General features: G+C 64.3%; 18 protein-coding genes and 1 tRNA gene. 7 read left to right on the top strand and 12 right to left on the bottom strand.

Going from position 1 to position 26,267, the window contains the following annotated elements; translation table 11 throughout:
• Positions 1-90: 90 nt before the first annotated feature.
• The 7 genes from D0T11_RS11785 to gap all read right to left on the bottom strand — a co-directional run bounded on the left by D0T11_RS11785 (position 91) and on the right by gap (position 5,898).
• Positions 91-2,226: a glycoside hydrolase family 97 protein gene (locus tag D0T11_RS11785; RefSeq protein WP_119655983.1), complete on the bottom strand. Its 2,136-nt coding sequence runs from the start codon at positions 2,224-2,226 to the stop codon at positions 91-93.
• A gap of 178 nt (positions 2,227-2,404) precedes the next feature.
• Positions 2,405-2,848 carry a DUF1622 domain-containing protein gene (locus D0T11_RS11780; RefSeq protein WP_220473724.1) on the bottom strand — a complete coding sequence of 148 codons (444 nt, stop codon included), beginning with the start codon at positions 2,846-2,848 and terminating at the stop codon, positions 2,405-2,407.
• Positions 2,841-3,080, bottom strand: a complete 240-nt coding sequence (locus D0T11_RS23140; RefSeq protein WP_245990794.1) for a hypothetical protein — start codon at positions 3,078-3,080, stop codon at positions 2,841-2,843. Before D0T11_RS23140 ends, D0T11_RS11780 begins: the two co-directional genes overlap by 8 nt.
• A 74-nt stretch (positions 3,081-3,154) precedes the next feature.
• Complete coding sequence (locus D0T11_RS23135; RefSeq protein WP_245990787.1) at positions 3,155-3,322, bottom strand: hypothetical protein; 168 nt, start codon at positions 3,320-3,322, stop codon at positions 3,155-3,157.
• A gap of 46 nt (positions 3,323-3,368) precedes the next feature.
• Positions 3,369-3,704: a translation initiation factor gene (locus tag D0T11_RS11770; protein ID WP_119655981.1), complete on the bottom strand. Its 336-nt coding sequence runs from the start codon at positions 3,702-3,704 to the stop codon at positions 3,369-3,371.
• Positions 3,705-3,790: 86 nt separating this feature from the next.
• A complete protein-coding gene (locus D0T11_RS11765; RefSeq protein ID WP_119655980.1) occupies positions 3,791-4,660 on the bottom strand; it encodes a diacylglycerol/lipid kinase family protein in 870 nt (289 codons plus the stop codon).
• 236 nt (positions 4,661-4,896) lie between these two features.
• Positions 4,897-5,898: a type I glyceraldehyde-3-phosphate dehydrogenase gene (gene gap, locus D0T11_RS11760; protein ID WP_119655979.1), complete on the bottom strand. Its 1,002-nt coding sequence runs from the start codon at positions 5,896-5,898 to the stop codon at positions 4,897-4,899.
• A 298-nt stretch (positions 5,899-6,196) separates the two neighbouring features.
• Between gap and D0T11_RS11755 the strand changes: the two genes are divergently transcribed.
• Positions 6,197-6,268: transfer RNA gene (locus D0T11_RS11755), tRNA-Glu, on the top strand.
• Positions 6,269-6,822: 554 nt separating this feature from the next.
• Here D0T11_RS11755 and D0T11_RS11745 read toward each other — a convergent pair.
• On the bottom strand, positions 6,823-8,415 hold the full coding sequence (locus D0T11_RS11745; protein WP_119655977.1) for an oleate hydratase: 1,593 nt from the start codon (positions 8,413-8,415) through the stop codon (positions 6,823-6,825).
• 614 nt (positions 8,416-9,029) lie between these two features.
• Here D0T11_RS11745 and D0T11_RS11740 point away from each other — a divergent pair.
• The 3 genes from D0T11_RS11740 to D0T11_RS11730 all read left to right on the top strand — a co-directional run bounded on the left by D0T11_RS11740 (position 9,030) and on the right by D0T11_RS11730 (position 12,332).
• On the top strand, positions 9,030-9,623 hold the full coding sequence (locus D0T11_RS11740; protein ID WP_119655976.1) for a Crp/Fnr family transcriptional regulator: 594 nt from the start codon (positions 9,030-9,032) through the stop codon (positions 9,621-9,623).
• A gap of 71 nt (positions 9,624-9,694) precedes the next feature.
• Complete coding sequence (locus D0T11_RS11735) at positions 9,695-10,075, top strand: DUF4260 family protein (RefSeq protein WP_119655975.1); 381 nt, start codon at positions 9,695-9,697, stop codon at positions 10,073-10,075.
• A gap of 79 nt (positions 10,076-10,154) precedes the next feature.
• A complete protein-coding gene (locus D0T11_RS11730; protein WP_119655974.1) occupies positions 10,155-12,332 on the top strand; it encodes a bifunctional alpha,alpha-trehalose-phosphate synthase (UDP-forming)/trehalose-phosphatase in 2,178 nt (725 codons plus the stop codon).
• Between the two features lie 214 nt (positions 12,333-12,546).
• Here D0T11_RS11730 and D0T11_RS11725 read toward each other — a convergent pair whose 3' ends face one another.
• From D0T11_RS11725 to D0T11_RS11715, 3 genes are all read right to left on the bottom strand, one after another.
• A complete protein-coding gene (locus tag D0T11_RS11725) occupies positions 12,547-14,775 on the bottom strand; it encodes an efflux RND transporter permease subunit (RefSeq protein WP_182888366.1) in 2,229 nt (742 codons plus the stop codon).
• 238 nt (positions 14,776-15,013) lie between these two features.
• Complete coding sequence (locus D0T11_RS11720; RefSeq protein ID WP_119656009.1) at positions 15,014-17,584, bottom strand: hybrid sensor histidine kinase/response regulator; 2,571 nt, start codon at positions 17,582-17,584, stop codon at positions 15,014-15,016.
• Between the two features lie 364 nt (positions 17,585-17,948).
• Complete coding sequence (locus tag D0T11_RS11715) at positions 17,949-18,659, bottom strand: spondin domain-containing protein (RefSeq protein WP_119655972.1); 711 nt, start codon at positions 18,657-18,659, stop codon at positions 17,949-17,951.
• 433 nt (positions 18,660-19,092) lie between these two features.
• On the opposite strand from D0T11_RS11715, the gene D0T11_RS11710 reads away from it, so the two are divergent.
• From D0T11_RS11710 to D0T11_RS11700, 3 genes are all read left to right on the top strand, one after another.
• Positions 19,093-19,992 (top strand): UbiA prenyltransferase family protein, encoded by a 900-nt coding sequence (locus tag D0T11_RS11710; RefSeq protein ID WP_119655971.1) that lies wholly within the window; start codon positions 19,093-19,095, stop codon positions 19,990-19,992.
• Between the two features lie 79 nt (positions 19,993-20,071).
• On the top strand, positions 20,072-22,609 hold the full coding sequence (locus tag D0T11_RS11705; RefSeq protein ID WP_119655970.1) for a PEP/pyruvate-binding domain-containing protein: 2,538 nt from the start codon (positions 20,072-20,074) through the stop codon (positions 22,607-22,609).
• Positions 22,610-22,805: 196 nt separating this feature from the next.
• Positions 22,806-23,870: a hypothetical protein gene (locus D0T11_RS11700; protein WP_119655969.1), complete on the top strand. Its 1,065-nt coding sequence runs from the start codon at positions 22,806-22,808 to the stop codon at positions 23,868-23,870.
• 59 nt (positions 23,871-23,929) lie between these two features.
• Here D0T11_RS11700 and D0T11_RS11695 read toward each other — a convergent pair whose 3' ends face one another.
• A complete protein-coding gene (locus tag D0T11_RS11695) occupies positions 23,930-26,266 on the bottom strand; it encodes a DUF3419 family protein (protein ID WP_119655968.1) in 2,337 nt (778 codons plus the stop codon).
• Between the last annotated feature and the right edge of the window lies 1 nt (position 26,267).

Genomic DNA, 26,267 nt, shown 5'->3' with positions numbered 1-26,267 from the left:
CAAAAACGGCCGTAATAATGAGTTGTTCTAACGTGACAGGATCCTTCGCTCCGCTCAGGATGACAACCCGACATTTTTAATTTTCTTAACTCATTTAGCCACTACGCTGATGGCGTAGCCGCCGCCGGGGGCGCAGAGTTGGCTGAGTTTGGTTTTGCTGGTCACGGTGAGCTTGCGGATGGCGTAGGCTTGCGGGTTTTTGGCGTAGTGCGCGCCCGGCCCGTCGGCGTAAATGGTGGCTTCGTACTTTTTGCCGGGCTTCAGAAAATCGAGCTTGATGCTGCTGGTACGGCCGTTTTCGTCGCAGGTACTGCCGATGAACCAGTTGGCGCTGCCCTTGCCTTTGCGGGCGATGGTGAGGTAGTCGCCGGGTTCGGCTTCCAGCACGTGGGTGTCGTCCCAGTCCACGGGCACGTCTTCGATGAACTGGAAGGCGTCGAGGAACTTGTTGTAGGTTTCGGGCAGATCGGCCGCCATTTGCAGGGGCGAGTACATGGTCACGTACAGGCTCAGCTGCTGGGCCAGCGTACTGTTCACGTGCGACTTATTGTTGGGGTTGTACTTGCTCACGTCCATCTCGAAGATGCCGGGCGTGTAGTCCATCGGGCCTCCGATGAGGCGGGTGAAGGGCAGGATGGTGCAGTGGTCGGGGTTGCTGCCCCCGAAGGCCTGAAACTCGGTGCCCCGGGCCGCCTCATTGCCAATCAGGTTGGGGTAGGTGCGCGAGAGGCCGGTGGGCCGCACGGCTTCGTGGCCGTTGACCATGATGTGGTGCTCGGCGGCCTTTTCCAGCACGTAGTTGTAGTGGTTGATGAGCCACTGGCTGTAGTGGTACTCGCCCAGCGGCAGCACGTCGCCCACGTAGCCGGTTTTCACGGCGTCGTAGCCGTGCTTGTTCATGAGCTGGAAGGCGGCTTCCAGGTGGCGCTCGTAGTTGCGGGTCGAGCCGCTGGTTTCGTGGTGCATGATGAGCTTGATGCCCTTGCCGTGGGCGTAGCGGTTGAGCTCCTCAATATCGAAATCGGGGTAGGGCGTCACGAAGTCGAACACGTACTCCTTGTGCTTGCCGAACCAGTCTTCCCAGCCGGTATTCCAGCCTTCCACCAGCACGGCGTCCAGCTTGTGCAGGGCCGCGAAGTCGATGTACTCCTTCACGTGGGCCGTGGTGGCGCCGTGGGTGCCGTTGGGTTTCACCTTCGCGTAGTCAATGGAGTCGAGCTTGATATTCTCCTGATTGGTGTACGACCACGAGCTTTTGCCCGTAATCATTTCCCACCACACGCCCACGTACTTGGTGGGCTTGATCCAGCTGGTATCCTTGATTTTGGAGGGCTCATTGAGGTTGAGCACCAGCTTGGATTCCAGAATATCGGCCGCCTTGTCGCTCACGATAACCGTGCGCCAGGGCGACTGGCAGGGCGTCTGCAAGTTGCCCTTGTTGCCCTGGGCGTCGGGGGTGAGGTGGGCGTTGAGGGCGAAGGTCTTATCGTCGAGCTCCAGCGACAGGCAGGAATAGTCTACCAGCGCGGCCTCGTGAATGTTGAGGTACACGCCGTCGGGGCGCTTGAGCATGAGCGGGGTCTGGAGGCCGGTGGGCGAAAACGGGTGCTGGGAGGCGTTGCCGGTAATGGCGGCCTTCATCAGCCCGCGCACCTGCGAGAGGTTGGAGGTCACAGTTTCGTACTCCTGGGTATCGTAGTCGCCGGGCAGCCAGAATGCTTTGTGGTCGCCGTTGAGGGCGAACTGGGTTTTCTCCTCCTTCACTACGAAATAGGCCAGCTCGGGCTGGCGCGGAAACTCGTAGCGGAAGCCCAGCCCGTCATCAAAGAGCCGGAAGCGCACCCGCAGCACGCGCTTGGTGGCGGGTTGGGTGAGCGTGAGGGCCAGCTCGTTGTAGTGGTTGCGGATGGTTTTCACCTCCCCCAACACCGGGTTCCAGCTTTCGTCGATGGACTTGCGCTCGGCGCTGGTCTGCACGAAACCGTTGGTCAGGCTGGGCGTGCCCTGGAGCTCCAGGCCCAGGCGGCTGGCGTTGAGCACGGGCTTGCCCTTGTAGCTGAGGCGGTAAGTGGGCACGCCGTCGGCGGCCAGGTCCACGCGCAGCGTGAGCTGCTTGTTGGGCGACTGGAGCTGCTCCTCGGCGCGGGCGGCGCCCCAGCTCAGGCATAGCAGCAGCAGCAGCAACGGACGACGGACGGACCGCCGGCAAATACGGGGTAGGTTCATGGCAGGAAGGTGGAAAGAAAACGGCAACAATGCTACCGGGTCGGCAGCGGCGGCAAGTTCCCGCCTTCCACCCACTTGGGCTACCTTCCCGTTACCCGTTTCCTGCACGCTGTTGACCAATTCACCGGTTTTCGGCGGTTTGCAGCAGATTTAGCCAGTTACTTTTCCCCTTTTGGCGCTAGGCCTCGCTCTCCGATACCGGGGGCGCGTCTTCGTTGCGGGCCTGACGCTGCACGTGGTGCTCGGCGGCGGCGCGGTGCTCGTCCTTCATCTCGCGGGAGAGGAAGAAGTTGAGGGCCGTCCGGATGACGGCAATGGCCCCGAGTTTGCCAATCTGCTCCCAACTGGGCGCAATGGTGGTGGAAAGAATGTCGGCCCCGAGCTGAAACTCCAGGGCCAGGGCCAGGTAACGGGCCAGCGTGAGGCGGATGGCCGTGAAGTCGGCCGTGCGGCGGGCCAGCAGGGCCTTCACAAACAGGTAGCCCCCGGCCAGAATACCCAGCACAATAATGCTCGCCCCCACGGCCTCGGCCCCCAGCTTCAGCCAGAGCACCACGTGCACCACGGCCTCCTCGACCTGGGTGTAGGCATCAGAAACGGGCGGCAGCATAACGTCAGGCATCGGTAGCGGGCGAGGTGGGAGAAGCAGTGGGTGGCGGCGGCGTCAGGCGGGCCAGCAGGTAGCCGGAGCCGCGTTGCAGCAGCACCAAAACTACCACCAAGCTCACCGCCAGGCCAAACAGCAGCAGATTCCCTTCGCCCTGGCCGGCCCGGAACGCGAAACTCAGGGCCGTACCCACGGCCGGCGGGTGCATTACGTTCAGACTCACCATCACCCCAATCGTGACGACCATCGCCAGGGCCGCCGCCGCGTAGCCGGCCCCCAGCAGCGCGCGGAGTCCGGCTACGCAGCGGCGACGACGCTCATTTAGCTGATAACCAGCGTGCGGGTGCTGTTGGTATAGTGGGCCGGGTCGAGGTAGATCAGGAAGGCGCTGGAAGCCAGTGAAGCGAACAGCCGCCGCTGGTTACTGAGCAACTCCAGCAGCCATAGCATCACGAGCACCGTCAGCGTTGGCAGCAGGGTAGGCAACAACTCCGCTTTACGTAGGAAAGCTGGGTTCTCATAGGTGAATTAAAAATCATCCACCAGCTTTCTTGGCTTTGTAGCCCTTTTCGAGCAGCAGCGCCAGCACTTTGTCGCGGAAGTCGCCCTGGATGATGATTTCGCCGTCCTTGCTGTTGCCGCCCACGCCGCAGCGGGTTTTGAGCAGCTTGCCCAACTCCTGCAAATCGGCATCCTGGCCCACGAAACCGGTGATGAGCGTTACCTGCTTGCCCCCGCGCGACTTCTTATCGAGCTGCACGCGCAGGTTCTGCTGCTGGGGCGGCAGGGTGGCGGTGGTTTCGGTACCGGGTTCGTCGTAGCTGAATTCGGGGTTGGTGGAATACACCACCCCCTGGCGTTGGTTTTTCATGTGCTGGAAGTGAGTAGTGAGTGGTGAGTGGTGAGTAAAAATACGAACGTCATTCAACCATTCAGCAGTCCGACCATTTGACGCCTCTACACCGCCACCTCCAGGGCCAGCGGCTCCAGCTCCACGTCGAATTCGGTGGCTTCGGCTACGTAGTCGCCATCAACGTGGAAGCCCAGGGGAGCGGCGGCCCGCACGCGGATGTGTCGGCTGCGGTGATACTGAGCCCCCCCCGAAGTGGGCAGCGTGCCCAGGGCCAGCCCCACCCCTACCCGCAGAGCCCGCCACAGGGGCAGCGCGTCAATCAGGCACAAATCGAGCAGACCGTCCTGGATGTTGGCGCGGGGCGCGATGTAGGCGTTGTTGCCGTACTGGGTGGCGTTGGCGAAGGCCAGCACGTAGCAGTGGGTATCGAGCAGGTCCTGATTTTCCAGCTGCACCTGCACGGCAGTGGGCTGGTAGCGGCCGTACTCGCGCAGGGCCACTTTCACGTAGGTAGCCAGCCCGCGGGTGCCGGCCCGGGCAAACATGCGGCTCACGTGGGCATCGAACCCGAGCCCGGCGGTGCAGAAAAACCAGTGCCCGTTGATGCGGCCCGCGTCGATGCGCTGGAACTCGGGCTGGCAGGCCCGGCGCACGGCCCCCGGCAAATCGAGGGGCAGGTGCAGGTGGCGGGCCAACCCGTTGCCCGAGCCCCGGGGCACAATGCCCAGCGCGGCCCCGGTGCCCAGCAGCCCCCGGGCCACTTCGTTCACCGTCCCGTCGCCGCCCACGGCCACCACCACCCGGCAACCGGCGGCAGCAGCTTCGCGGGCCAGCGTTTCGGCATGGCCGGCGTGCTCGGTAAGGCGAATTTCAAACTCCGCCCCGGCTTCCGTGGCATGCCGGGTCAGCAGGGCCGGCACATCCTGGCGGCGGTTGGTGCCGGAGGTGGGGTTGAGGATAAAGCAGATGCGCATTTTTTTTAAGCTGTTCGCTGAGAGCTTCTGGCTGTTCGCTTTTCGTTAAAGAGGTTAGAACTGACAACAAAAGAACGTCATTCAGAGCAAAGCGAAGAATCTCGCGTGAAACCGGCGGAAATTACCCTGCCGATTAACACGCGAGATTCTTCGCTTCGCTCTGAATGACGTTCTGTGAACGGTTCAATTTGCACGTTAAGCTAACAGCTAACAGCTCTCAGCTAACAGCTTAAATTTTACATTTTATCGCCCAGCTTCTGGATCAGGTCGGCGGTGCGGGTGCTGTAGCCGGTTTCGTTGTCGTACCAGCCCACCACTTTCACCAGCGTACCGTTCACGGCCGTCAGGTCCGAGTCGAAGATGCAGCTGTGGGGGTTGCCCACGATGTCGGCGCTTACCAACGGGTCGGTGCTGAATTCGAGGATGCCTTTCATCTCGCCGTCAGCCGCCTTTTTCAGGGCCGCGTTGATTTCCTCCACCGTGGCTTCCTTCTTCAGAATTACGGTCAGGTCGGTGGTCGAGCCATCCGGAACGGGCACGCGCATGGCAATGCCGTCGAGCTTACCTTTCAGCTCGGGCAGCACCAGGCCCACGGCCTTGGCAGCGCCGGTGCTGGTCGGGATAATGCTCAGGGCGGCGGCGCGGGCGCGGCGCAGGTCCGAGTGGGGCGAATCCTGGAGGCTCTGGTCAGAGGTGTAGGCGTGCACTGTGGTGATGAAGCCCTTCTCGATGCCGAACGTGTCGTTGAGCACCTTGGCCATGGGGGCCAGGCAGTTGGTGGTGCAGCTGGCGTTGGAGATAATCGTCTCGTCGCCGGTCAGGATATCCTCGTTCACGCCGAGCACGACGGTGGGGATATTGCCTTTGGCGGGGGCCGAAATAACTACCTTCTTGGCTCCGGCGGTGATGTGCTGGCCGGCACCGGCTTCGTCTACGAAGCGACCAGTCGATTCCAGGACGATGTCTACGCCCATATCTTTCCAGGGCAGCTGCTTGGGGTCACGCTCGGCCAGGGCCACAATGCGCTTGCCGTTCACGGTCAGGCTGTCGGCGTCGTGCTCCACGGTGCCCTGAAAGCGGCCGTGTACGGAGTCGTACTTGAGCAGGTGAGCCAGGGTTTTGTTGTCGGTCAGGTCGTTGATTGCCACGACTTCCACGTTGTCGCGCGAGAGCAGCGCCTTGAACGTCAGGCGGCCAATGCGCCCGAAGCCGTTGATGGCAACTTTGATTTTAGCCATAGTAGTAGGGGGAAGGGAGGTTTATCGGTCCCGAGGGGCCGGGTGAAAACACGGAGCGAAGGTAACGGGCTGGGGGTACTTCGCCAAATCAAACCCCAACTCCGGCCGTTTTAGGGGCCGGTCCGCCCCGGGTGTACGGCCCTAACCCGCGCCGGGAGGGCCGAAACGGAAAATTTTCCGACTGAAAATCAGTCCACTTGCCTGAAACGCCCGTTTTTTTCAAAACCGGGTATTGCGCCGAAAGTTCGGTTGCCTATCTTTGCATCACCAAAACGGAAAAACGCTTCCGCTTTTAACTGGTCCGTTCGTCTAGGGGTTAGGACAGTAGATTTTCATTCTACCAACAGGGGTTCGATTCCCCTACGGACTACAACACAACAAAAAAGGCTTTTCGCACTGCGCGGAAAGCCTTTTTTGCTTTTCCGGGCCGGCCTGTTTCGATGGACGGTTACGACCGGATGGTTTATCCAAACCCAGGGGCCTGGCAAAATGTACCCCGGCGAAGTAGGCATCGTTCTGCTGTTGCCGGGCCAGACGGGTGGCGTTGGGTGCGTAGGTCCGGCGAAACTGGCGGCGGCCCCGCGCATCCCGCACTTCCACCCCCAGTTGCCGGACGAGGCTGTAACGGTCAGCACCGCGCCGGGCGTCATGGGTACCGCCACCGGCCCGAACGCGGCCAGGTCCACCAGAGCCGGGTTGCCGTGGGTTCGGGAGGCAAATGCAAGGTGGCCGTAATCAGCCCCACCCCCACCGCGAAATGACACTCCAGGCTACGAATAGCGGCCGGCCGCCGGGGGGCCGGATGCCGAGGAAGTACTGGCACCAGACGCGCAGCTGCTCGGCGTTGGACCAGGCTCACAAATAATGGGACCCGGTGAGCTGGGGCCAGGGGGCTGGGCTACCTGAACGTGGCCGGCAACAGCCTCAGTGCTGCATGGCCAGCCGGGCATTGGCCAGTACCTGTGCATCGTGCTGGCCCTGGTACACGGCCGGCGGCCGGCGGTCAAGGTGGAGCAGCTCGTACACCGCCATCTGGGCCGAGCGCACGGAGTACTCAATGGTGAACACTACGTCGTCGGGGATTTCGGCGAACTGACCGAGGAAGCCGAAGTTGGTAGAGCCGACCGGCACCACGGCCGGCCGGTCGCCGGGCGCGCGGGTCAGCAACGGACTGCTGATGGCCGGCAGCAGGCAGGGAATGCAGTTGGCCGCCGCCAGCAGGGCCGGCAGCTCCGCGCTGAAGCGCAGGTGGTGAAGCAATTCGGTCAGTACTTCCGCGCCCGTACAGTCACGCATTTTCTTCGGCACGAAATCGCCCACCCGGTCCGGGAACAGGGCATTGCCCCAGAATACGGTAACGTTGGCGGGCTGATTGAGGAAGTGCGGCTGGTGAGGCAGGGCCACTGACAGCAGCCAGCTCGAATCGACGAGTGATACCAGCGCCCCGGTGCCGGCCTGGTTGCCGGTGAACCGGGCCATCAGATCGAAGAACTGCGGGCCCTGGCTCGTCACGGTGAACGACTCCCAGGTAGCCTCGGCGGGCCGATTGGCAAACACCTCCGGCCGGCCAAAATCCGGGTACTTGCGCGCCACGGTTTTCCACAGGGCCCAGGCACGGTCGTCGGCGTCGGGGCGCGGCGTCGGAGCCGTGGTCATCGAGCCCAGCACCGAGTTGGCGGCCATCGACCCATTGGTCATCAGCACGATATCGTGGGGCTGCACGGCCTGCGTTTGCAGTTGCTGGCCCTGCCGGTACCGGATGGCCACCACCGTTTTCGTGTCCGCATCCGGCGCAAAATCCAGGTCTGTAACCTGGCTGCCCAGCCGGAAGGCCACGCCCTGCCCGCGCAGCCAGGTCATGATGGGCAGCACGACCGAATCGAACTGATTGTAGGGCGTGCGCTCGGCCCCGGCCAGGGTACCCAGGTTCGGGAGCTCGTGCAGGAAGCGCAGCAGGTAGCGCCGAAACTCCACCAGGCTATGCCAGGGCTGAAACGAAAACATAGTGGACCAGAGCAGCCAGAAATTGGTGGTAAAAAAGTCGGGCGCAAACCAGTCGTCCACGCGCCGGGTACCCAGGCTTGATTCGAGCGCAGCCATCAACTCGTGCAGGGCCAGCTGGCCGGCCGCGTTCAGCCCCAGCGACGTCACGTCCATAATCTCACCCCGGCCATTCACCAGCCGGGCCTGGGCCGAGGTTATCACCCGCTGGTCGAAAGCCACGATGTCGTCGTAGGCCGACTGGCCGTAGTGCTCCAGCGAGGGAATAGACGCCAACACGTCATAGGTGCAGAAATAGGTGGCGTTCATCATACGGCCGCCGCGTAGCACGTAGCCCTGCTCGGCCTGCCCGGCCGCATCGAGGCTGCCCCCCACCAGCCCCGCTTCCTCGAAAATATGAATGTTACGGCCCGGTACCCCGCCATCGCGGATCAGAAAAACCGCGGCGGCAAAGGAGGCAATGCCGCCGCCCACCAGATAGGCGTGAACGGTGGGATTCGGGGTAGGGGTGGTCATAAAAAAGGGGGAAAGAAAAAAAGGAAGCCTTGGCCGCTCCCGGCTATGATGGCTGGTCGGCTACTATCCTCACCGCATCGGCAAAAACCGGTACAGTCCGAACCGGCACCAGGGGCTTACGCTCCGCGCTACACGCCTATACCGCACCGGCTAACCCGGTGCGGTTGTCCAGGAGCAAACCGGCAAACGGGGCTGACCTGCTGGACAAGGCTGGTAAGGTACTCAGTCGGCAGGCAGCAATGCCAAAAGGCTGCTCGACTGGACCGGTATGCGCCAGCAGTGGCCGGCCGGCTATGCTGACGGCAGCGCGCCTGGCTGGAAGCCGACGGGTTGGAAGCGCCGGCTTTCTTACGTGGCAACGAAGTCCGGACGGGACCGGTCGGAAGCGGTTATGGTACCGCGGGCGTCCATCCCGGTTTCGCTGTCTTCGTGGCGCCGGCAGCTTCGTTTATTAATCCGGGACCGGAGCGCGTTCTGCCGGCTGATTCTCTCCCCTGCTCCGGACTGGCGCGGAGCAGACGGCAGCAGCGCGCGGCAAAGCGTGATTAGAGGGGAAGTATACAGACGAGCGGCGGAGCAGTTCCTCTTCCGCCCCGGCCGCGTACCTTGCCCCCATGCACCCGCTTCGTACCTACATCCAGCGCTTCGTGCCGCTCACCGACGCCGAGTGGGTCCCGCTGGCGGCCGCCCTCACCGGGCGCCAACTGGCCCGCAAACAGTTCTTCGTGCGGCCGGATGTGCCGGCCCCGGAGCTGGCCCTGGTGCTATCGGGCAGCTGCCGCCTGTTCTACACCCGTCCCGACGGGGAGGAGCGCACCACCTACTTCTTTTTCGACAACCACCTGATGGGCAACTACCAGAGCTGCCTGACGGGCCGGCCCAGCCAGTTCAGCATTCAGGCCCTGGCCCCCACCGAGCTGGTTTCGTTTCCCTATGCCGTGCTGCGCGAGCTGTTCGACCGGTTTCCGGCCTACGAGCGGTTTGGGCGGCGGCTGGCCGAATACCACCTGCTCGGCACCGATGCCCGCCTGGCCGAGCTGCTGCTGCTCAGCCCCGAGCAGCGGTACCAGGCGTTGCTGGCCAGCCACAAAACCAAGATTCTGGAACGCATTCCGCAGCAGTACATTGCCTCCTACCTGGGCGTCACGCCCGTTTCACTGAGCCGCATCCGGGCCCGGGTGCAGGACCAGGACGGGGCTGTTTCTTAGCGTTTGTTAAGGATTTGGGGGCCTCGGGGGCCGGACCTTTGAGGAGTTGTTTCACCTCACGCTCCTTGCCCATGAAAACGCTGCTCCAACTCGAAGAACTGGCCGAACTGCTGGTGGCCACCCTGGTTTTCGCCCACCTCCCCTACGCCTGGTGGTACCTGCCGGCCCTGCTGCTGCTCCCCGACCTGAGCATGCTCGGTTACCTGGCCGGCCCGCGCCTGGGCGCCTTCACTTATAACGTGGCCCACCACAAAGCCCTGGCCCTGGCGGTGGGCGCGGCGGGCTGGGCGCTGGGCCAGCCCCTGCTGCTGCTGGCCGGCACGGTGCTGCTGTTCCACTCGGCCTTCGACCGGCTGCTGGGCTACGGCCTCAAGTATGGCACGGGCTTCCGGCACACCCACCTGGGGGTAGTGGGCGGGGCGAAAACCGCCGCCGCGACGCCCGCCCGGTAACAAAAACATTAGAACAAACTAATGTACCCGGGGCTGGTTCCGCCGTAGTTTGGTAGTTGAAACATCCTTTACGCAACGCATGTCACGCACTATCATCGTCTCCAACCGGCTCCCCACCAAAGTACAACGCACCGAGGACGTGCTCACCTTTCAGTCCAGCGAAGGCGGCCTGGCTACCGGGCTGGGCTCCATTTACCGGCAGGAAGGCAACGTGTGGGTGGGCTGGCCGGGCCTGTTCGTGGAAGACACCGCCGAGGAGGAGTACGTGCGCGAGCAGCTGCGCCAGGACAGCATGGTGCCGGTATTTCTGACGGAGGCCGAAATCCATGACTTCTACGAGGGATTCAGCAACTCCACGCTCTGGCCCACCTTCCACTACTTCCCCCAGTACGCCACCTACGAGCCGGCCCACTGGGCGGCCTACGTGGCCGTGAACGAGAAATTCTGCCAGGCCGTGCTGGCCCAGGCCGGCCCCGACGACACCATCTGGGTGCATGATTACCAGCTGCTGCTGCTGCCGGAAATGCTGCGCAAGGCCCGTCCCGAGGCCACCATCGGCTTCTTCCTGCACATTCCGTTTCCGTCCTACGAGCTGATTCGGGTGCTGCCCTGGGCCAAAGAGCTGATGGCCGGCGTGCTGGGGGCCGATTTGATTGGCTTCCACACCTTCGGCTTCATGCGCCACTTCCTGAGCGCCGTGTCGCACCTGCTGGGCTTCACGGCCCAGAACGGCCGCCTCGAAGCCGGCGACCGCAGCATTCTGGTAGATACCTTCCCGATGGGCATCGACTACGACCGCTACGTGGAAGCCGCCGCTTCCGACACGGCCCGGGAGCACGAGGCCACCTACCGCCAGGTGCTCGGCAACACCCGCGCCATCCTCTCCATCGACCGGCTCGACTACTCCAAGGGCATTGCCCAGCGCCTGCGGGCCTTCGAGCTGCTGCTGCTGCGCTACCCCGAGTGGCGCGAGCAGGTGAGCCTGATTATGGTGGTGGTGCCCTCCCGCGACCAGGTGGCCCAGTACGCCGCCCTCAAGGAGGAAATCGACGAGCTGGTGGGCCGCATCAACTCGGCCTACCGCACCATGCGCTGGACGCCCATCCACTACTTCTACCGCTCCTTCCCCCTCGACGAGCTGGCCTCCCTCTACCGACTGGCCGAAGTGGCCCTCGTGACGCCCATGCGCGACGGGATGAACCTGGTGGCCAAGGAATTTGTGGCCAGCAAGGCCGACCACCGGGGCGTGCTTATTCTGAGTGAGCGGGCCGGCGCGGCCCGGGAACTGTCGGATGCGCTCATTATCAACCCCACCGACATGCACCAGCTCACCGAGGCCATGCACGACGCGCTGGTAATGCCCGAACCAGAGCAGATCCGGCGCATGACGGCCATGCAGAAGCTGGTGGGCCAGTACAACGTATTCGCCTGGACCAAGCTGTTCATGGACCGCCTGGCCTTCAGCAAGCACCGCCAACACACCCTCGATACCGAAATGCTCACCCCCGCCCTCACCGAGCAGCTGCTCACCGATTACCGCGCCGCCGACCGCCGCCTGCTGCTGCTCGACTACGACGGCACCCTGAGCCCCTTCCACGACGACCCCCAGCAGGCGGGACCCGACGAGGAGCTGCTGCTGCTGCTGCGTGCGCTCACCGATATTCCCGAGAACCGGGTAGTCATCATCAGCGGCCGCGACCGGACGACGCTGGAAGCCTGGCTGGGCCATCTGCCCGTCGATTTTATTCTGGAGCACGGCGTCTGGCTGCGGCCCCAGGGCGAGGAGTGGCGCCTGTTTCAGGCCCTCAACAACGACTGGCGCGACGAAATTCGCACCATTCTCGACCTGTACGTGGCCCGCACGGCCGGCTCGTTTGTTGAGGAAAAGGACTTCTCATTGGTCTGGCACTTCCGCCGGGCCGATGCCGAGCTGGGCGCCATGCGGGCCCGCGAGCTGATGAACCACCTCACCTTCATCACCTCCAACGCCGATTTGCAGGTGATGGAAGGCAACAAGGTGATTGAAATCAAGACGGCCGGCATCAACAAGGGCACGGCCGCCGCCCGCTGGCTGGCCACCTACCCCACCGATTTCATCTTCGCCATCGGCGACGACCGCACCGACGAAGACACGTTCCGGGTCATGCCGCCCGAAGCCTACACCGTCAAAGTCGGCCCCGCCCCCCGCTCCCTGGCCCGCTACCACGTAGCCGGCCCCACCGACGTGCGCCACATCCTGCGCGGCATGTTGTCGTAGGGGTTAGATGTCTGGCGGATTGGGCAAGTCGCCTGACTTGCGGCCGCGCAGCGGCCATGCCGCACCGCACCAGTTGGTCACGTCAAGCCTGAGCCACCAGCGAGAGGACCATGTGACAAAAAGGGGTGTGACAATTTAAATTGTCACTCCCCTTTTTGTCACATCAGCCACGGTGTAGCCGAGCGGCGCGGTGCCGCACGGCCGCAAGTCGCCCTCACTTCCGGTCGAACCGTTCGAGGACGATGGGGAAGATAACCAGCTCCCCGAACAGGGCTCCGACGATGGAAATGGCGGTGAGCAGGCCGAAGAGCTGCACGGTTTTGAGCGAGGCCAGCAGCATCACGGAGTAGCCCAGAAACAGGATGATGCTGGTCAGGACGATGGTGGGGCCGATGTGGGCGATGGTGCTCAGGCGGGCCTGGGCCGGGGTGGCCCCGCTCTGGCGGCTCTGCTGGTAGGCGTGAATGAAGTGGATGCTGTCGTCGGTGCAGAAGCTGAGCACGATGGCCGCGATGCTGGCCGTGGCCGTATCGAGCGGGATGCCCCACCAGCCCATCACGCCCAGCAGCACCAGCACCGGAAACAGGTTGGGCACCACCGCCATCAGGGCCAGCCGGAAGCTGCGGATGAAGCCCCAGGTGAGCAGAAACACCAGCCCGCAGGACGTGAGCAGGCTGTTGGTCTGGGAGGTGGTTACGTAGTCGGTGATGCGGGCGTAGAGGGGCTGGTAGCCGGCCGGCGTCACGCGGGCCACCGGCCCTAGGGTGGCGGCGGCAATGCCCAGCACGGTATCCATTTTGGCCGTGAGCTGCCGGGCCGAGAGCATCCGGCCCGATACCGTGATGCGGCCCGTGCCGCTGGGCGCATGCTCGAACTGCCCGAGCAGGGCCGGATAGTTGGTGGTGAGCTGCCGGTGCACGGCCCCCAGCATGCTCTGGCTGCCCAGCGCCCGGCGGGCCTTGGCCCCGAACTGCGCCTCCAGCCCCGCCTCGTACAAGGACTCGAACCCAAACACCGCCCCCMCCCCCGGCAGCGTCTGCACCGAATCGGCGAAGGCCACCGCCGCCCGAATCACCCGGCCACTGTCGAGGGCCAGGCCGGGGCGGGGCTGCACCAGCAGCTCCAGGGGCATATACGGCCCCCAGCTGGCCTCCATGCGTTGGTGGTCGGTTACCACGCGGTGGTTATCGGGCAGGTAGCCCAGCGTGTAGGTGTCGTTGCGCAGGCGGGGCGTGCCGGCCAGCAGCAAAGCCGTGAGCAGCACCGAGCCGGCCGCGAAAATCCGCCGCCTTTTAAGCACGAACCCGTAGAACCGCACCAGCCCGGTGCCGGCCGCCCGCGTGGCCCGGGGCGCGGGGCGCGTGAGGGGCAGAATAAGCACGCCCAGCACGAAGGTGAGCACCAGGCACAGGGCAATGCCCAGGGCCGCGAACAGGCCGAAGTTTTTCAGAATGGCCATCGGACTGGTCAGCAGGGCCAGAAAACCGGCCACCGTGATGAACATGGTGAACAGGCAGGGCTGGAAGATATTGCGCAGGGCCTGCAAGGCACTGTCACGGGGCGGGTCGGTGGCGGCCGTGGGCAGCAGGTTCCGCTCGTTCACCACGTGCATGGAGTCCATGAACCCGAGCAGAATAATGATAATGGGCAGCAGCACCGTGAGCAGGTTGATGCGGTGGCCCAGCGCCCCGTACACGCCAAACGTGAGGTAGGTGGCCAGCCCCACGATGCCCAGCGTGTAGAGCAGCAGGTAAAAGTTGCGGTAAATAGCCAGGAAAATACCGAACATCAGCAGGTAGCCCAGCCCCAGAAAGAGCCCAAAATCCTGCTGCGACAACGCGTTCAGGCCGGCGTAGATGATGCCCACCCCGCCCACTGCGGCCTGCCCGGGCGTGAAGTGCCGGTACACCGCCGCCTGCACCCGCGCCAGAATCGGCCCCCGGCGGTTGTCGAAATCGGGCAGGCGGCGCAGCACCACCAGCAGGCGGGCGGCCCGGTAATCGGGGCTGAACAGCTCCCGGCGCAGGGTGGGCAGGCCCTGGAGGGCAGTTCGCACCTGGGCACCGGTGGCGCCGGGGGGCAGCACCGGCTGCGGGGCCGCTTCCAGCGGCCCGGCCCGGGCGGGCAGCTGGGCGTTGCCGGCCCCGAACACGCTGGCTACTTCCGGCAGTGCTTCCAGCTCCGCCGTGAGGGCGCGCAGCCGCCGAAAGTAAAACGGATTGAGCACCGAACGCGCGTCGTGCACCACCACAATCACCACCTCGTCGTTGCCGAAACGGTCCTGGAATTCGTGGTAGGCGGTCAGGGCCGGGTCGTCTTCCAGGAACCAGGCCGATAGGTCGTTATCGACCACGGCGGCGGCCTTCGCGCCGGGCCAGAGCGCCACGCAGGCGGCGGCAATCAGCACCAGTAGCAGATAGCGGATTCGGTAGAGGAAGTTCATAGCACCAGCGGATAAGCGGCCCAATGTAGCGCTTCCGCGCCTCATCCCAGAACGTACCCACTCTGCCCGGCAAGGACCTGAACAACTGGATTCCGGAGCAAATGCCGCAGGTATTGAGCCCACTGCTGTGGCCGGGTTCAGCACCTGGTCGCCCGGCTGTCTTTTCTAAAGCCTCACCCCCTCCTTCCACCGGGTCGATACAGCTGGCCACTGCGCCAAGCTTGCCCGCGCGGGCCTGCTACTTGGTAATTTGGGCCTGGGCGAGGCTTTGGGAGAGGGCGAGCAGCTTTTCTTCCAGTTCCCGGGCGGCCTGGGCACAGGCGGTTTCTATCTGCGAAAACAAGGCCAGCAGGCCGATCATGGTTTTGCGGCTGGCCCCATCGCCCACCGATATCAGGCTCACGGCCAGGGTCTGGATGGCTTTGGCAATGTCCTCAAACTCCTGGTCCATGCCCATCGTGGCAAAGGTGGGAATGATGGAATGCGTGGCCCGCTTGAGGGCAATCCAGTCCTTTTCGGCAATGGCCTTTTTCATGATTTGCACCAGCTGCGGAATCTCTTGCAGGTAAAGACCAATCATTTCGGCCATCCGGGCGTCGCTTTTGGTGATGCGCTTCAAGTAGTCGAAGTTGACGCAGGTTGGGGCCGGAACGGGCGGGGCGGCGGTGGGCACCTGCGCGGGCAGGTCGCTGCCGGGCTGCTTGAGGTACTTGATAATTTTGCTGTAGAGCAGCTTATCGTCGATGGGTTTGGAGATGTAGTCGTTCATGCCCACGGCCCGGCATTTCTCCACGTCCACCGTCGTTACGTCGGCCGTGAGGGCAATAATGGGCACGGTCAGGCGCAGCTCATTGCGGATGTACTCGGTGGCCTCAAAGCCGTTCATGACCGGCATTTGCAGGTCCATGAGCACGATGTCGTAGCGGGTGGTGCGCAGCTTTTCGAGGGCAATGCGGCCGTTGCCCGCCACCTCCATCGCAAAGCCGAAGTCCTCGAGCAGCGTTTTCATCAGCAGCTGGTTGAGGGCAATATCCTCAACGACCAGAATCTTCACGTCCTGGAAGCCGGCTTCCCGCTCCACGCTCAGGCCCGACTCGGCGTCGGCTTTTTCGGTGGTTTTGCCGAAGCTCAGGATGAAGCTGAAGGTGGAGCCCACGCCCACCCGGCTTTTCACGCTGATGGTGCCGCCCTGGGGCTCCACCAGGTTTTTGACGATGGCCAGGCCCAGGCCCGTGCCGCCGTACAGGCGGCTCGTGCCGCTGGTGGCCTGCTGGAAATCGTCGAACACGGTGTCCAGCTTGTCTTCCTCAATGCCAATGCCGGTGTCGGTAACAGCAAACTCCAGAATAACTTTTTCCTTGTCCTGCACCAGCATCCGCACGCCCACCGTAATGGTGCCCTCGCTCGTGAACTTCACGGCGTTGCTCACCAGGTTGAGGATAATCTGGTGCAGCCGCACGGGGTCGCCGAGCAGCACTTCCGGGATTTTGGCGTCGTAGTCCAGCACCAGGGCCAGGTTTTTCTCCTGAATCTTGGTTTCGAACAGGTGTACCATGGCCGCCACCGAGGCCGCGAGCTTGAATGGAATCTGTTCAAACGTCATCTTGCCCGCGTCGACTTTGGCCAGGTCCAGAATGTCGTTGATGAGTACGATGAGCGTGTCGCCGCTGAGCTTGATGGCCGTCAGGTACTGCTTCTGCTTGTCGGTGAGTTCGGTTTTGAGCACCACCTTCGTGAAGCCGATGATGGCGTTCATGGGCGTGCGAATCTCGTGGCTCATGTTGCTGAGAAACTGCTGCTTGGCCTTCACCGCGTTTTCGGCAATGCCGGTGGCGCTCTCGGCTTTGGCCTGGGCTTCTTCGGCCCGCACGGTGGCGCGCTCAGCCGCAAACCGGGCCTCAATCAGCTCGGTGGCAATGCGCTTCTGCTCGGTCACGTCGCGGGCTACAATCACCACGCCCAACACCTTGCCCTCGTCGTTCTTATACACCGAGCCGTTGAAGAGCACATCCGTCAGCTTGCCGTCTTTGTGGCGCAGCGTGAGGGGCGAATCGGCCACGGTGCCCTTGGCAAACACTTCCTGGTACACCTCGCGCGCCATCTGCGGGTCGGTGAAATACACGAAGAAATCAGACCCGAGCAGCTGGTCCCGGTCGCGGCCGGTAATGTGCACCGTGGCCCGGTTCATGTCCGTAATCTTGCCCTCCGGACTGATGGTCATGAGAGGGTCGCGGCTGGCCTCAATCAGGCCGCGGGCGTAGTTAGCCACGCGCAGCTCGGCCGCCCGCTTCACCTTCTCATCGTTCTGGAAGGCCAGTTCTTTGTTGGCCACCACCAGCTCGGCGGCCCGTTTCTCCTTCTCGTCATTCTGAAACGCGAGCTCAATATTGGCCACGCTCAACTCCTGGGCCCGCTTCTCTTTTTCGTCGTTCTGAAAGGCTAGCTCCGCATTGGCAACAATCAATTCCTGGGCCCGCTTTTCCTTCTCGTCATTCTGGAAGGCCAGCTCTTTGTTGGCAATGAGAAGTTCGGCCGCGCGCTTTTCTTTTTCGTCATTCTGGAACGCCAGCTCCTTGTTAGCCACGCCCAGTTCCTGGGCCCGCTTCTCTTTCTCGTCGTTTTGGAACGCGAGTTCGGTGTTGGCAATGAGCAGCTCCTGGGCCCGTTTTTCTTTCTCGTCGTTCTGGAAGGCCAGCTCTTTGTTGGCAATGCTGAGCTCGGTCGCCCAGTCCTTCTCGCCTGACCCGCCGCCCACCGGCATGGCGGCCGCCTCGTTGGTAGTGAGCGTGTTGCCCGCAACATCAGCCATAATTCCGGATTCGGGGCTGGTTTTCACTACGCGCCGAGACTTCTTTTCGCTTTCCTTCATTGGGGCTGGTTCACCGGCCGGAAAGGCAAGCGCTTGAGGATTTGTAATTGTAACAGGAAGTGCTTTGTACTGTAGCTAATACATGACATAGCGTAAGCATATGTCCTGCCTTCCTCGGCCTATGACGTAAGGTGCCACCTTTTCGTTGTTAGGAATAGTAATATTCTGAGCAGCCCGACTTTTGGCTCAAGCTCTAGGCTGCTTACGCGGCAAACCCAGCTCCAGAGCGCAAGCCGACGGGCGGGGTAAAACCGCGTGTTTGCCCGGCAGCCGGCAGAGTGCAGGCCCTGGGTGGCGGCTTGACTTATCTGATGCGCTCCAGGTGCCAGGTACCCAGCGCAGGGCTGTTGGGGGCCGTGGCGGCGGCGGGCGGCAGCAGCAGCGGGGCGATGACCTCGGCCGGCCGCATGGCCTGATCGGCAGCCGTGAAGGTGGCCCCGCTGTCGGTGCCGGCATCGTAGGCGCGGGCGGGCACCCGGCGCTCGGCCAGCCACTGCCCGTCGGGTCCGAGCAGGTTTTCGTCTTCGAGCGCCACAAACCAATCCGGACTCGGTGCAATCATGGTCACCAGGCTCAGGCGCGGGTGGGCCGCATCGAGTCGAATGGTATCGGCCACCGTACCGGGCGAGTCGAAGCCGCGCCCCTCCAGCAGCCGGAAAGCGGCCCCGCTACTTTGCAGGGCATTGATTTCGGCGCGCAGCCGGGTGTTGTTGCCCCGTTCGGCCATGTCCTTAATACCAAGGCTGGCCAGCTGGCCCGGCCGGAACAGGAACCCATCGGCGCGGTGCGAGGCCCCGATGATGGCGGAAAAGTGTGCCCCGGCCGGAAAATCGGCATGCGTACCCGCGCTCCAGGTCGCCTCGAACGTGACGCGGTACAGGGCCGCGCCCACCACCGGGGCGGGCGTTTCGGGCGTGGGGCCGGCCTTTTCGGAACAGGCTGCCAGACCGGCCAGCAACGGAAAAAGCAACAGGGAGCGGAAGAGTTGGCGCATGGCGGGGGGGGGGACTAACATGAACTGCGGACTACTGCACCCGCGCCGCCCGCTACGCACGGGCCTACGGCGGCAGTTGAGGGGGTGGGGGGCGAAGTAGTCAGACCAACCCCGGAGCCCCGGTAGCTGAGTATCCTTGCCGGGGCTCCGGCGAAAATCAGGTGGCAGGCTTCGGCTACGGCTACGGCACTCCCCAGGTAACGTACGACGAACAATCCGGCCCTGGTTTTGGCCGGTTTGTTCTCCGCATTTTCCTGATTAGCGAGGTGCGCCATCCACAGTGGGCGGGCGGGCCACCACGCACCGGGCATTCACAATGTCTGCGGGAGTTGTCTTTTGGCAGATGGTTACTGCGTCCCGGGCGGTTACTTTGTTGCCATCAACCCGCCCGCCCGCGGCCGGCGTGGTTTCCGGCTGCTATCCTTCCTTATTACCAGTTGCTACCCTGCTTACTATGCGCCTTAAAAACCTGCTGGCCTACCTGCACGAACGGTTTCCGGTCGTCAATATGGCCCTGTTCGCCATTCTGTTCCTGACGGTGTATGCCGTGGCGCGCGCTACCCAGCCAGCCGCCGCCCTGGCCGTGGGCTGGCGGGAGGCACTGGGCATGGGGGCCACCATCTCGTTCTTTTTCCGCCTCCGGGTTTTCGATGAAATCAAGGACTACGCCGCCGACACCGAGCATTTCCCGCAGCGCGTGCTGCAAACGGGCCGCGTGACGCTGGGCCAGCTGCGGGTACTAGCCGGCGCGGGCCTGGGACTGGAAGCCCTGTGGTCGGGGCTGATGGGGGGGACGGTGCTGCTGGCCTGGGGCCTGGCCGTGGGCTACAGCCTGCTGATGCGCTACGAGTTTTTCCGGCCGGCCTGGCTGCGGCCCCGGCTGGTGCTCTACGCGGGGTTGCACCTGCTCATTATGCCCCTGATTATTGGCTGGCTCTGGTCGGCCTACGCGGCCCCGCCCCTGCTCACGCGGCCCCTGGTGCTGCTGGCCCTGCTGGCGCTGCTGGGCGGCCTGGCCTTCGAAATAGCCCGCAAAATCAAGCTACCCGCCGCTGAGCGGCCCGGCGTCGATTCGTATTCACGCACCCTCGGCTACGGCGGGGCCGTGGCGGCCGTGCTGGCGGTGCTGCTGGCGGGCGTGGGCGTGCAGAGCTATTTACTGCGCCTGCTGCACACCAGCGCCTGGCCGTTCTGGCTGCTGGGCGGCCTCTACGCCGCCACCCTGCTGGCCTACCTGCGCAGCCTCACCCACCCCGGCCCAAAAATCCTGAAAGTGGCCGAGCTGCTGGTGTCCCTGTTCATGCTCACGAGCTACCTGGCCCTCCTTGTGGAGGTGGGGCGGCAGGGCCTGTAAAGTCTGATTTTTACCAAGCCTGGTTTGCCCCCCGCCCGAGGCTGCCGCTACTTTGCCCGCTCACCGCACCTGTCCCCGCATGCTCCTCGCCCCACCCAACCCCGCCCGACTGCCCGCCAGCATCGGTGGCAAAGCCGCCGGCCTCTACCGCCTGCACGCCGTCGGCGTGCGCGTCCCCGATTTCGCAGTGCTACCAGCCGACACATTCACCCCAGCCGACCAACTCCTGCAATTCCGCCTCTCCGATACTGACCGAACCGCGCTGGTAGCCTTACTGGAACAGTGGAATTTCCCGCAGGAGCCGGTGGTGGTACGCTCCTCGGGGGCCGATGAGGACGGGCAGCACGCGGCCTTCGCGGGCCTGATGGATTCGTTTCTGAACCTGACCACGCTGGAAGCCGTGGAAGCGGCCATTGCCCGCTGCGCCGCCAGCGCCTACTCCGACCGGGCCCTGGCCTACCGCCGCCAGAAGGGCCTGCCGCTGCGGGCGCGGCCGGCCGTTATCGTGCAGCGGCAGGTGGCGGCCACGGCGTCGGGGGTGCTGTTCAGCACGTTTCCCGAGTATCCGCAGGAGCTGGCCGTGCACGCCGTGTGGGGTTTCGGGGAGGGGCTGGTGGGCGGGGCCTTGCAGCCCGATGAGTTCTATTTCAGCAAGCAAACCGGGCGGGTGCAGCGTCAGCAGCTAGCCCCCCAGCAGGAGCAGCTGGTAGCCCGGCCGGCCGGCGGCCTGGGCCTGCAACCAGTGCCGGCCGCTCAGCAGGCGCAGCCCTGCCTCGCGCCCGCCCAGCTCGCGGAGCTGTTCGCGGTGGGCCAGCGGCTGGAACAGGCTTTCGGCGGCCCCCAGGACGTGGAGTTTGTGGTGGATGAGCACCAGCAGTTGTGGGTGGTGCAGGCCCGGCCCATCACCCAGCCCATTCCGGAAGTGGTGGTCTACGACAACTCCAACATCCAGGAAAGCTACTGCGGCGTGACCACGCCCCTCACCTTTAGTTTCGCCCAGCGCGCCTACGCCACCGTGTACCGCCAGACGATGCGGGTGCTGGGCCTGCCAGCCGCCGAAATTGCGGCCCACGAGCCGGTAGTTGCCCAGCTGCTGGGGTTGGTGAAAGGGCGCATTTACTACCACATCAACCACTGGTACCGGGGCCTCCAGCTGCTGCCCTCCTTCCGCCAGAACAAGGCCGACATGGAGCGCATGATGGGCCTGGAGGAACCCGTGGATTTCGTGACAGACCAGCACAAAACGCTGGGCGCGAAGCTGCGCCTGCTGCCCGGTCTGGCCCTGAACCTGCTGCGGCTGCTGCGCGCCTTTGCCCGGCTCAATACCCAGGTTCCGGCCTTTCATCAACACTTTGAGGAGCACTACCGCCGCTTCTACGCGCTGCCGCTGGCCGAACTGAGCCCGGCGGAGTTGCTGAATGAGCGCGCCCGGCTCGATGAGCACCTGCTCGGCAGCTGGACTACGCCCATTATCAACGACTTCTTTGTAATGATGACCAACGGCCGGGTGGGCCGGGGCCTGCAACGGGCCGGCATTGCCGCGCCCGACGAGTTTCTGAGCCGCTTCCTGGCCGGCGACGACCAACTGGCCAGCACCCAGCCCACCCACCAGCTCCAGGCCCTGGCCCGGCTAGCGGCTCCGCACCCGGTGCTGCGCCAGTTGCTGCTGGAGCTGCCCCCCAACGTGCACCAGCAAGTGGAGCAGCTGGCCCCGGAGTTTCACGCGGCCGTTGTCGGTTTCATCGGCCAGTACGGCGACCGGACGGTGGGGGAACTCAAGCTCGAAACCCTCACTATGCGGGTAGAACCGGCCGTGTTCTACAAGTACCTGCGCAATTTCCTGCTGACCGAACCCGGCCCGGCAACGGCCGCCTCCCCCGGCGCGCCCCTGCACGAGCAGGCCCGCCGGCAGCTCACAGAGTTACTGGCCCGCCGCCCGTTCTGGACCCGCCGCCGCCTGGAACGGCAGTTGCGGCAGCTGCGCCAGGCCATCCGCTACCGGGAGGCGCTGCGCCTGGAACGCACCCGCCTGTTTGGCATGTACCGGGCCTTGTACCTGGCCTCGGGCGAGCAACTGCGGGCCGCCGGGCCGCTGGCCGAAGCGCGGGACGTATTCTGGCTCACCGAACCGGAAATCACCGCCGCCCTGACCAGTCTTGGCGGCCCCTCCACCACCGATTTCCGGGACCGGGTGCGGCAGCGCCGCCAGGAATTCGCCGGCTACGCCCTCGCCGACGTGCCTTCCCGCGTGAGCGTGCCCAGCCCGCCCCTCGCCCCCGAGGCCGCCGCCGCCCCCGATGACCCCCACCTGCTGCGGGGCACTGGCTGCTACCCCGGCGCGGCGGAGGGCGAAATCATCGTCATCACCGACCCCGCCGACGACCTGAATGTGAGCGGCAAAATCGTGTGCGCCCTGCGCACCGACCCGGGCTGGGCGGCGCTGTTTCCCATGTGCCGGGGCGTCATCATCGAGAAAGGCTCCTCCCTCTCCCACTCCGTTATTCTGCTGCGCGAACTGGGCATTCCCACCATCATCAACGTGCCCGGCCTCACCAAGCGCCTCCAAACCGGCCAGCACGTCCGCCTCAACGGCGAAACCGGCGAAATCCACCTCTAGCTTCGCCCCGGCCAAAACGAGTGGGTTGTTGGTCAGCAGCAGCAGCAGCAGCAGAAAAGAACGTCATTCCGAGCTTGCCGAGGAATATCGCGTGCTGATGTTGTAACGGTAATCCAACGTCAGCACGCGATATTCCTCGGCAAGCTCGGAATGACGTTCTATTAGTCGATTATCCTCCCACTTACTTTCTACTCTCATGTCCGCTATTGAACAACTTCCTTTTCAGGGCAGCCTGCCGGCTTCCTTCTTCACTATTGCAGACCGCGTGTATGCTGATGCCGCGTTTCGCCCCCAGGAGAAGCCGGCCGCCGTGGAGCAGCTTTTTCGGGCCGAAGCGGCGCGCAACGACCTCGTTCTCTACACCGACCACCGCCACCTGCGGCTGGTCGGCATTTTCCCCCACGACGGTTCGGACGCGCACTTCGGCTACTGGGAAACCACCGATGACCTTCCACTGAATGAGGCGGCATTCGGGTTGCTGCGGGCCGAAGCGCGGCGGCGGGGCCGGGTGCGGCTGATGGGGCCGCTGAACTTCAACACGTTTTATGCCTACCGGCTGCGGCTGGGCGCGCCCCCGTCCTGGGGTCAGTTCGATCAGGAGCCCGCCAACCCGGCCTACTACCCCACCCTGCTTCAGCGGCTGGGCCTGGCCCCCGGGCTCACCTTCGAGAGTCGCCTGATTAGGGCCGACGCGGTGCCGGCCGCTTATCTGAACAAGGCCGATTTACTAGGCGCCCTCCAACAGATTCCCTTCGACTTCATCCCCCTCAACCCCGACACCTGGCGCACCCACGAAACGGAGCTATTCGCGCTGGTGGACCGGATTTTCAGCGCCAACCCGGCCTACCGCAGCATTTCCCGGGCCCAGTTCGAGCAACTCTACAACCCATCTTTCGCGGCCAAGCTCTGCCCCCACACCTCCGTGCTGTTCCGCGACCGGGCCGCCGGTCAGCTGGTGGCCCTGAGCTTCTGCCAGCCCAATTACGCACCCCTGCGCCTGGACCCCACGCCGCCTGATTTCGAACGGGATTACCCCCGCCTGCCCCATAAAACGATGCTGGCGAAAACCGTGGGCGTCCACCCCGATTTTCGCCAGCAGCAGCTCATGAGTTACCTGGGGGCCTACGGAATGCTGCGCTTCCGGGAGCTGTACGACGACGCCATTTTCTGCCTGATGCGCGCCGACAACTTCTCCCGCCACTTCACCGACGGCCTGCCTGCCGAAACCGCGCATTACGCCCTGTTTGAACAGGTGCTGTAGGCAGAAAACGGTACCGCGAAAGTCCGTTTCGTGGTACCACTATTCTCCCTCCCCCGATACTAAGCCGTTCTGCTAACCGCCACGGCTTCCAGGGGCCGGAGCTGGGCCAGGGTGTCGAAATAACTGTCTACTACGCGGGGTAGAAAGGCGTACGGGCTCACGGTGTGGGCCATTAGGTACATGCCCAGGCGGTGCAGACCAAAATCCACGGCGGCATGCCCAGCCACGGCCTGAAATTTGGCGGCGTCGGGGTAGTGGCCGGTGCGCTGGTGCAGGGCCTGGCGGTAGTGCTCCAGGTACTCCCGGCGCTGGTGGTAGCGGTCGGGGCCGAGCACGAAGCAGAGCAGCTCCACCACGTCGTAGTGCGGCACGTGGTAGGTGGCCAGCTCCCAGTCGTAGGCGCACAGGCGCAGCGTTTCGCCGGCCCCTTTGAAGCAGGTATTGCGCGGATTGAGGTCGTTATGAATCAGGGTTTTGGGTTGCGGCTCCAGCACCTCGCAGCTGGCCGGCAGCTCCTCAAGGGCGGCGTACAGTGCCCGCACCCGGGCGGGCGTGTACAGGGCGGGGAAATGAGTGGCCGCGTTCAGCAGCAACGCTTCCCAGAGGGGAGTCAGCTCGCCCATGTAGGCGGCCGTGGGCATATCGTTCCAGCGGCCTTCCGGGCGGGGCGGCTCGGCGGTCAGGTGGCGGGCGTGCCAGCCGGCCAGCTGCTCCAGGGCCGCTCGCAGGTGGGCGTCGGTCCAGGTTTCGGGGGCGAGCACGGAGTTGAGCAGGGTCACGTCGTCGCCGTCGAGGTACTCCATCAGGATGCAGTAGCAGTCGGCCTGCTCGTCGGCGTAGGTGCCCCAGATGCGGGGCAGCAGCCCGGAAGAGGCGTGGTTCTGGTACACGTCCAGCTCGCGGCGGTGGGTGTGCTCGAAGCCGGTGCGGGCTTGGAAGCGCGGGTACACGGCCGCCAGCGGACCGCCGCAGGCCTGGGCCAGCGTGCCCAGCATGGCCGAAATTTCGCGGCCGGGCGGCTTCACCTTCAGCACCGCCCGCCGGGTCTGGGGCTCGCCATCCACGTCCAGAGAGATGGCCAGCCCGAAATGGCCGATGGTTTTGCTGCTCGTACCGGCCGTGAGGGCCACCAGAATGCTGGCCGAATTATCGAGGGGCAGCGGCTCCACGGCCCGCACCCGGATGGTTTGGCCAGGCGCGTGGGCCTGCATCATGGCCTGCAAGAAGGCGGCACTGCAATAATCGGGCGTCATCATGGGCAGCGTAGTTGGGGAAGCGGAAGGAAGCGGAAGGGTCGGCTCCCCCGCGCGGCGGGAATCCAGCACCCGCACGTTGCGGAAGTAGAAGCAGGCATCGGCCGCTGAAAGGCGTGCCGACTGCGGCTGGTCGAGCAGCGGGGTTTCGGCCGGGGTTGCACCCTGATTTTGCAGTAGGTTCCAGTACACCAGCCGTAGCGGGCGGGCGGCGTTAGGGAACAGCTGGCCCACCACGGCCCCAAATTCGGCGGGACTGGTGTACTCGAAAATATTGGATAGGCTGGCTTTGCTGATGTGGCGGCCGGCCGGGGTACGCAGGTACTGGGTGGCCTCGCCGGTAACCAGCGTCAGGCGGGGCAGCAGCTCCCGCAGCCGGGCGTGGTGGCGGCGCTGGTAGCAGGGCGGCAGCACGGCTTCGGGCAGCCCTTCGGGGCCGAAAAAGAAGAACCGGAAAAAGAAATTGTCGCGCACCAGCTGAGTAGCCAGCTGCGCCCGCAGCCGCGCGTAAAACGCCGCTCCGCCCGATTCGGCCGCGTACTTGAACAGCGCCGGGTCACGGCCCTGGCTCAGATTGGCGTCGTCGAAATAGGCAATGAAGTGCTCGGGGAAGGTGGAGCTGGCCAGCTCGGCCGCGAAGAACGCTGCCTGGGCCGCCACAGTATCAAACCGCAGCAGCTGGCGCACCTTCTCCCGCAGGGTCGGCGGCAGCGTGGGCAGAAAGCCCGTCACGTAGCGTTCCAGCCGGCCCGCCGGGAGCAGGCCCGCCGGATTCGCCGCGAAGAACGGCTGCCAGTAGTCGCGCAAATCAGCCGGCAGCACCGCCTCGATTTCCCGCCAGGCCCGCGCCACGCCCCGGGGGCCGTTCAGGCCCAGCAATCCGCGCAGAATGCCCGGACCATAGTGCCGGATGAGGTGGCATTTGAATTCCAGGAGCTGATTCTGCACCGGGTTCAGGTCGATGGCCGTGACGGTGGCCGGGTTCAGCAGCAGGGCGTTGAGCACGTTGCAGCCGGCCGAGGTGATAATGAGCAGGTGGTCGGCGGGCTCAGGGCGCAGGGCGGCGGCCAGGGTACGGCTGTCTTCCCACACCAGGGAGTAGCGAATCTGGTCCAGGGCCACGCGGTTGAATTCGGAATCCATA

Origin of the sequence: Hymenobacter rubripertinctus (genome assembly GCF_003583925.1) — a bacterium.
Taxonomy (GTDB): Bacteria; Bacteroidota; Bacteroidia; order Cytophagales; family Hymenobacteraceae; genus Hymenobacter; species Hymenobacter rubripertinctus.
This window is presented reverse-complemented; position numbering and strand designations above follow the sequence as displayed.

Bases quoted from the DNA above. Each gene is read 5' to 3' on its own strand.
- D0T11_RS11735 (WP_119655975.1), top strand. From the start codon at position 9,695: ATGAAAACGCTGCTCCAACTCGAAGAACTGGCCGAACTGCTGGTGGCC.
- D0T11_RS11715 (WP_119655972.1), bottom strand. From the start codon at position 18,659: ATGTTAGTCCCCCCCCCCGCCATGCGCCAACTCTTCCGCTCCCTGTTG.
- D0T11_RS11770 (WP_119655981.1), bottom strand. From the start codon at position 3,704: ATGAAAAACCAACGCCAGGGGGTGGTGTATTCCACCAACCCCGAATTC.
- gap (WP_119655979.1), bottom strand. From the start codon at position 5,898: ATGGCTAAAATCAAAGTTGCCATCAACGGCTTCGGGCGCATTGGCCGC.
- D0T11_RS11745 (WP_119655977.1), bottom strand. From the start codon at position 8,415: ATGACCACCCCTACCCCGAATCCCACCGTTCACGCCTATCTGGTGGGC.
- D0T11_RS23140 (WP_245990794.1), bottom strand. From the start codon at position 3,080: ATGGTCGTCACGATTGGGGTGATGGTGAGTCTGAACGTAATGCACCCG.
- D0T11_RS11765 (WP_119655980.1), bottom strand. From the start codon at position 4,660: ATGCGCATCTGCTTTATCCTCAACCCCACCTCCGGCACCAACCGCCGC.
- D0T11_RS11695 (WP_119655968.1), bottom strand. From the start codon at position 26,266: ATGGATTCCGAATTCAACCGCGTGGCCCTGGACCAGATTCGCTACTCC.
- D0T11_RS11705 (WP_119655970.1), top strand. From the start codon at position 20,072: ATGCTCCTCGCCCCACCCAACCCCGCCCGACTGCCCGCCAGCATCGGT.
- D0T11_RS11780 (WP_220473724.1), bottom strand. From the start codon at position 2,848: ATGCCTGACGTTATGCTGCCGCCCGTTTCTGATGCCTACACCCAGGTC.
- D0T11_RS11730 (WP_119655974.1), top strand. From the start codon at position 10,155: ATGTCACGCACTATCATCGTCTCCAACCGGCTCCCCACCAAAGTACAA.
- D0T11_RS11710 (WP_119655971.1), top strand. From the start codon at position 19,093: ATGCGCCTTAAAAACCTGCTGGCCTACCTGCACGAACGGTTTCCGGTC.
- D0T11_RS11700 (WP_119655969.1), top strand. From the start codon at position 22,806: ATGTCCGCTATTGAACAACTTCCTTTTCAGGGCAGCCTGCCGGCTTCC.
- D0T11_RS11720 (WP_119656009.1), bottom strand. From the start codon at position 17,584: ATGGCTGATGTTGCGGGCAACACGCTCACTACCAACGAGGCGGCCGCC.
- D0T11_RS11740 (WP_119655976.1), top strand. From the start codon at position 9,030: ATGCACCCGCTTCGTACCTACATCCAGCGCTTCGTGCCGCTCACCGAC.
- D0T11_RS11785 (WP_119655983.1), bottom strand. From the start codon at position 2,226: ATGAACCTACCCCGTATTTGCCGGCGGTCCGTCCGTCGTCCGTTGCTG.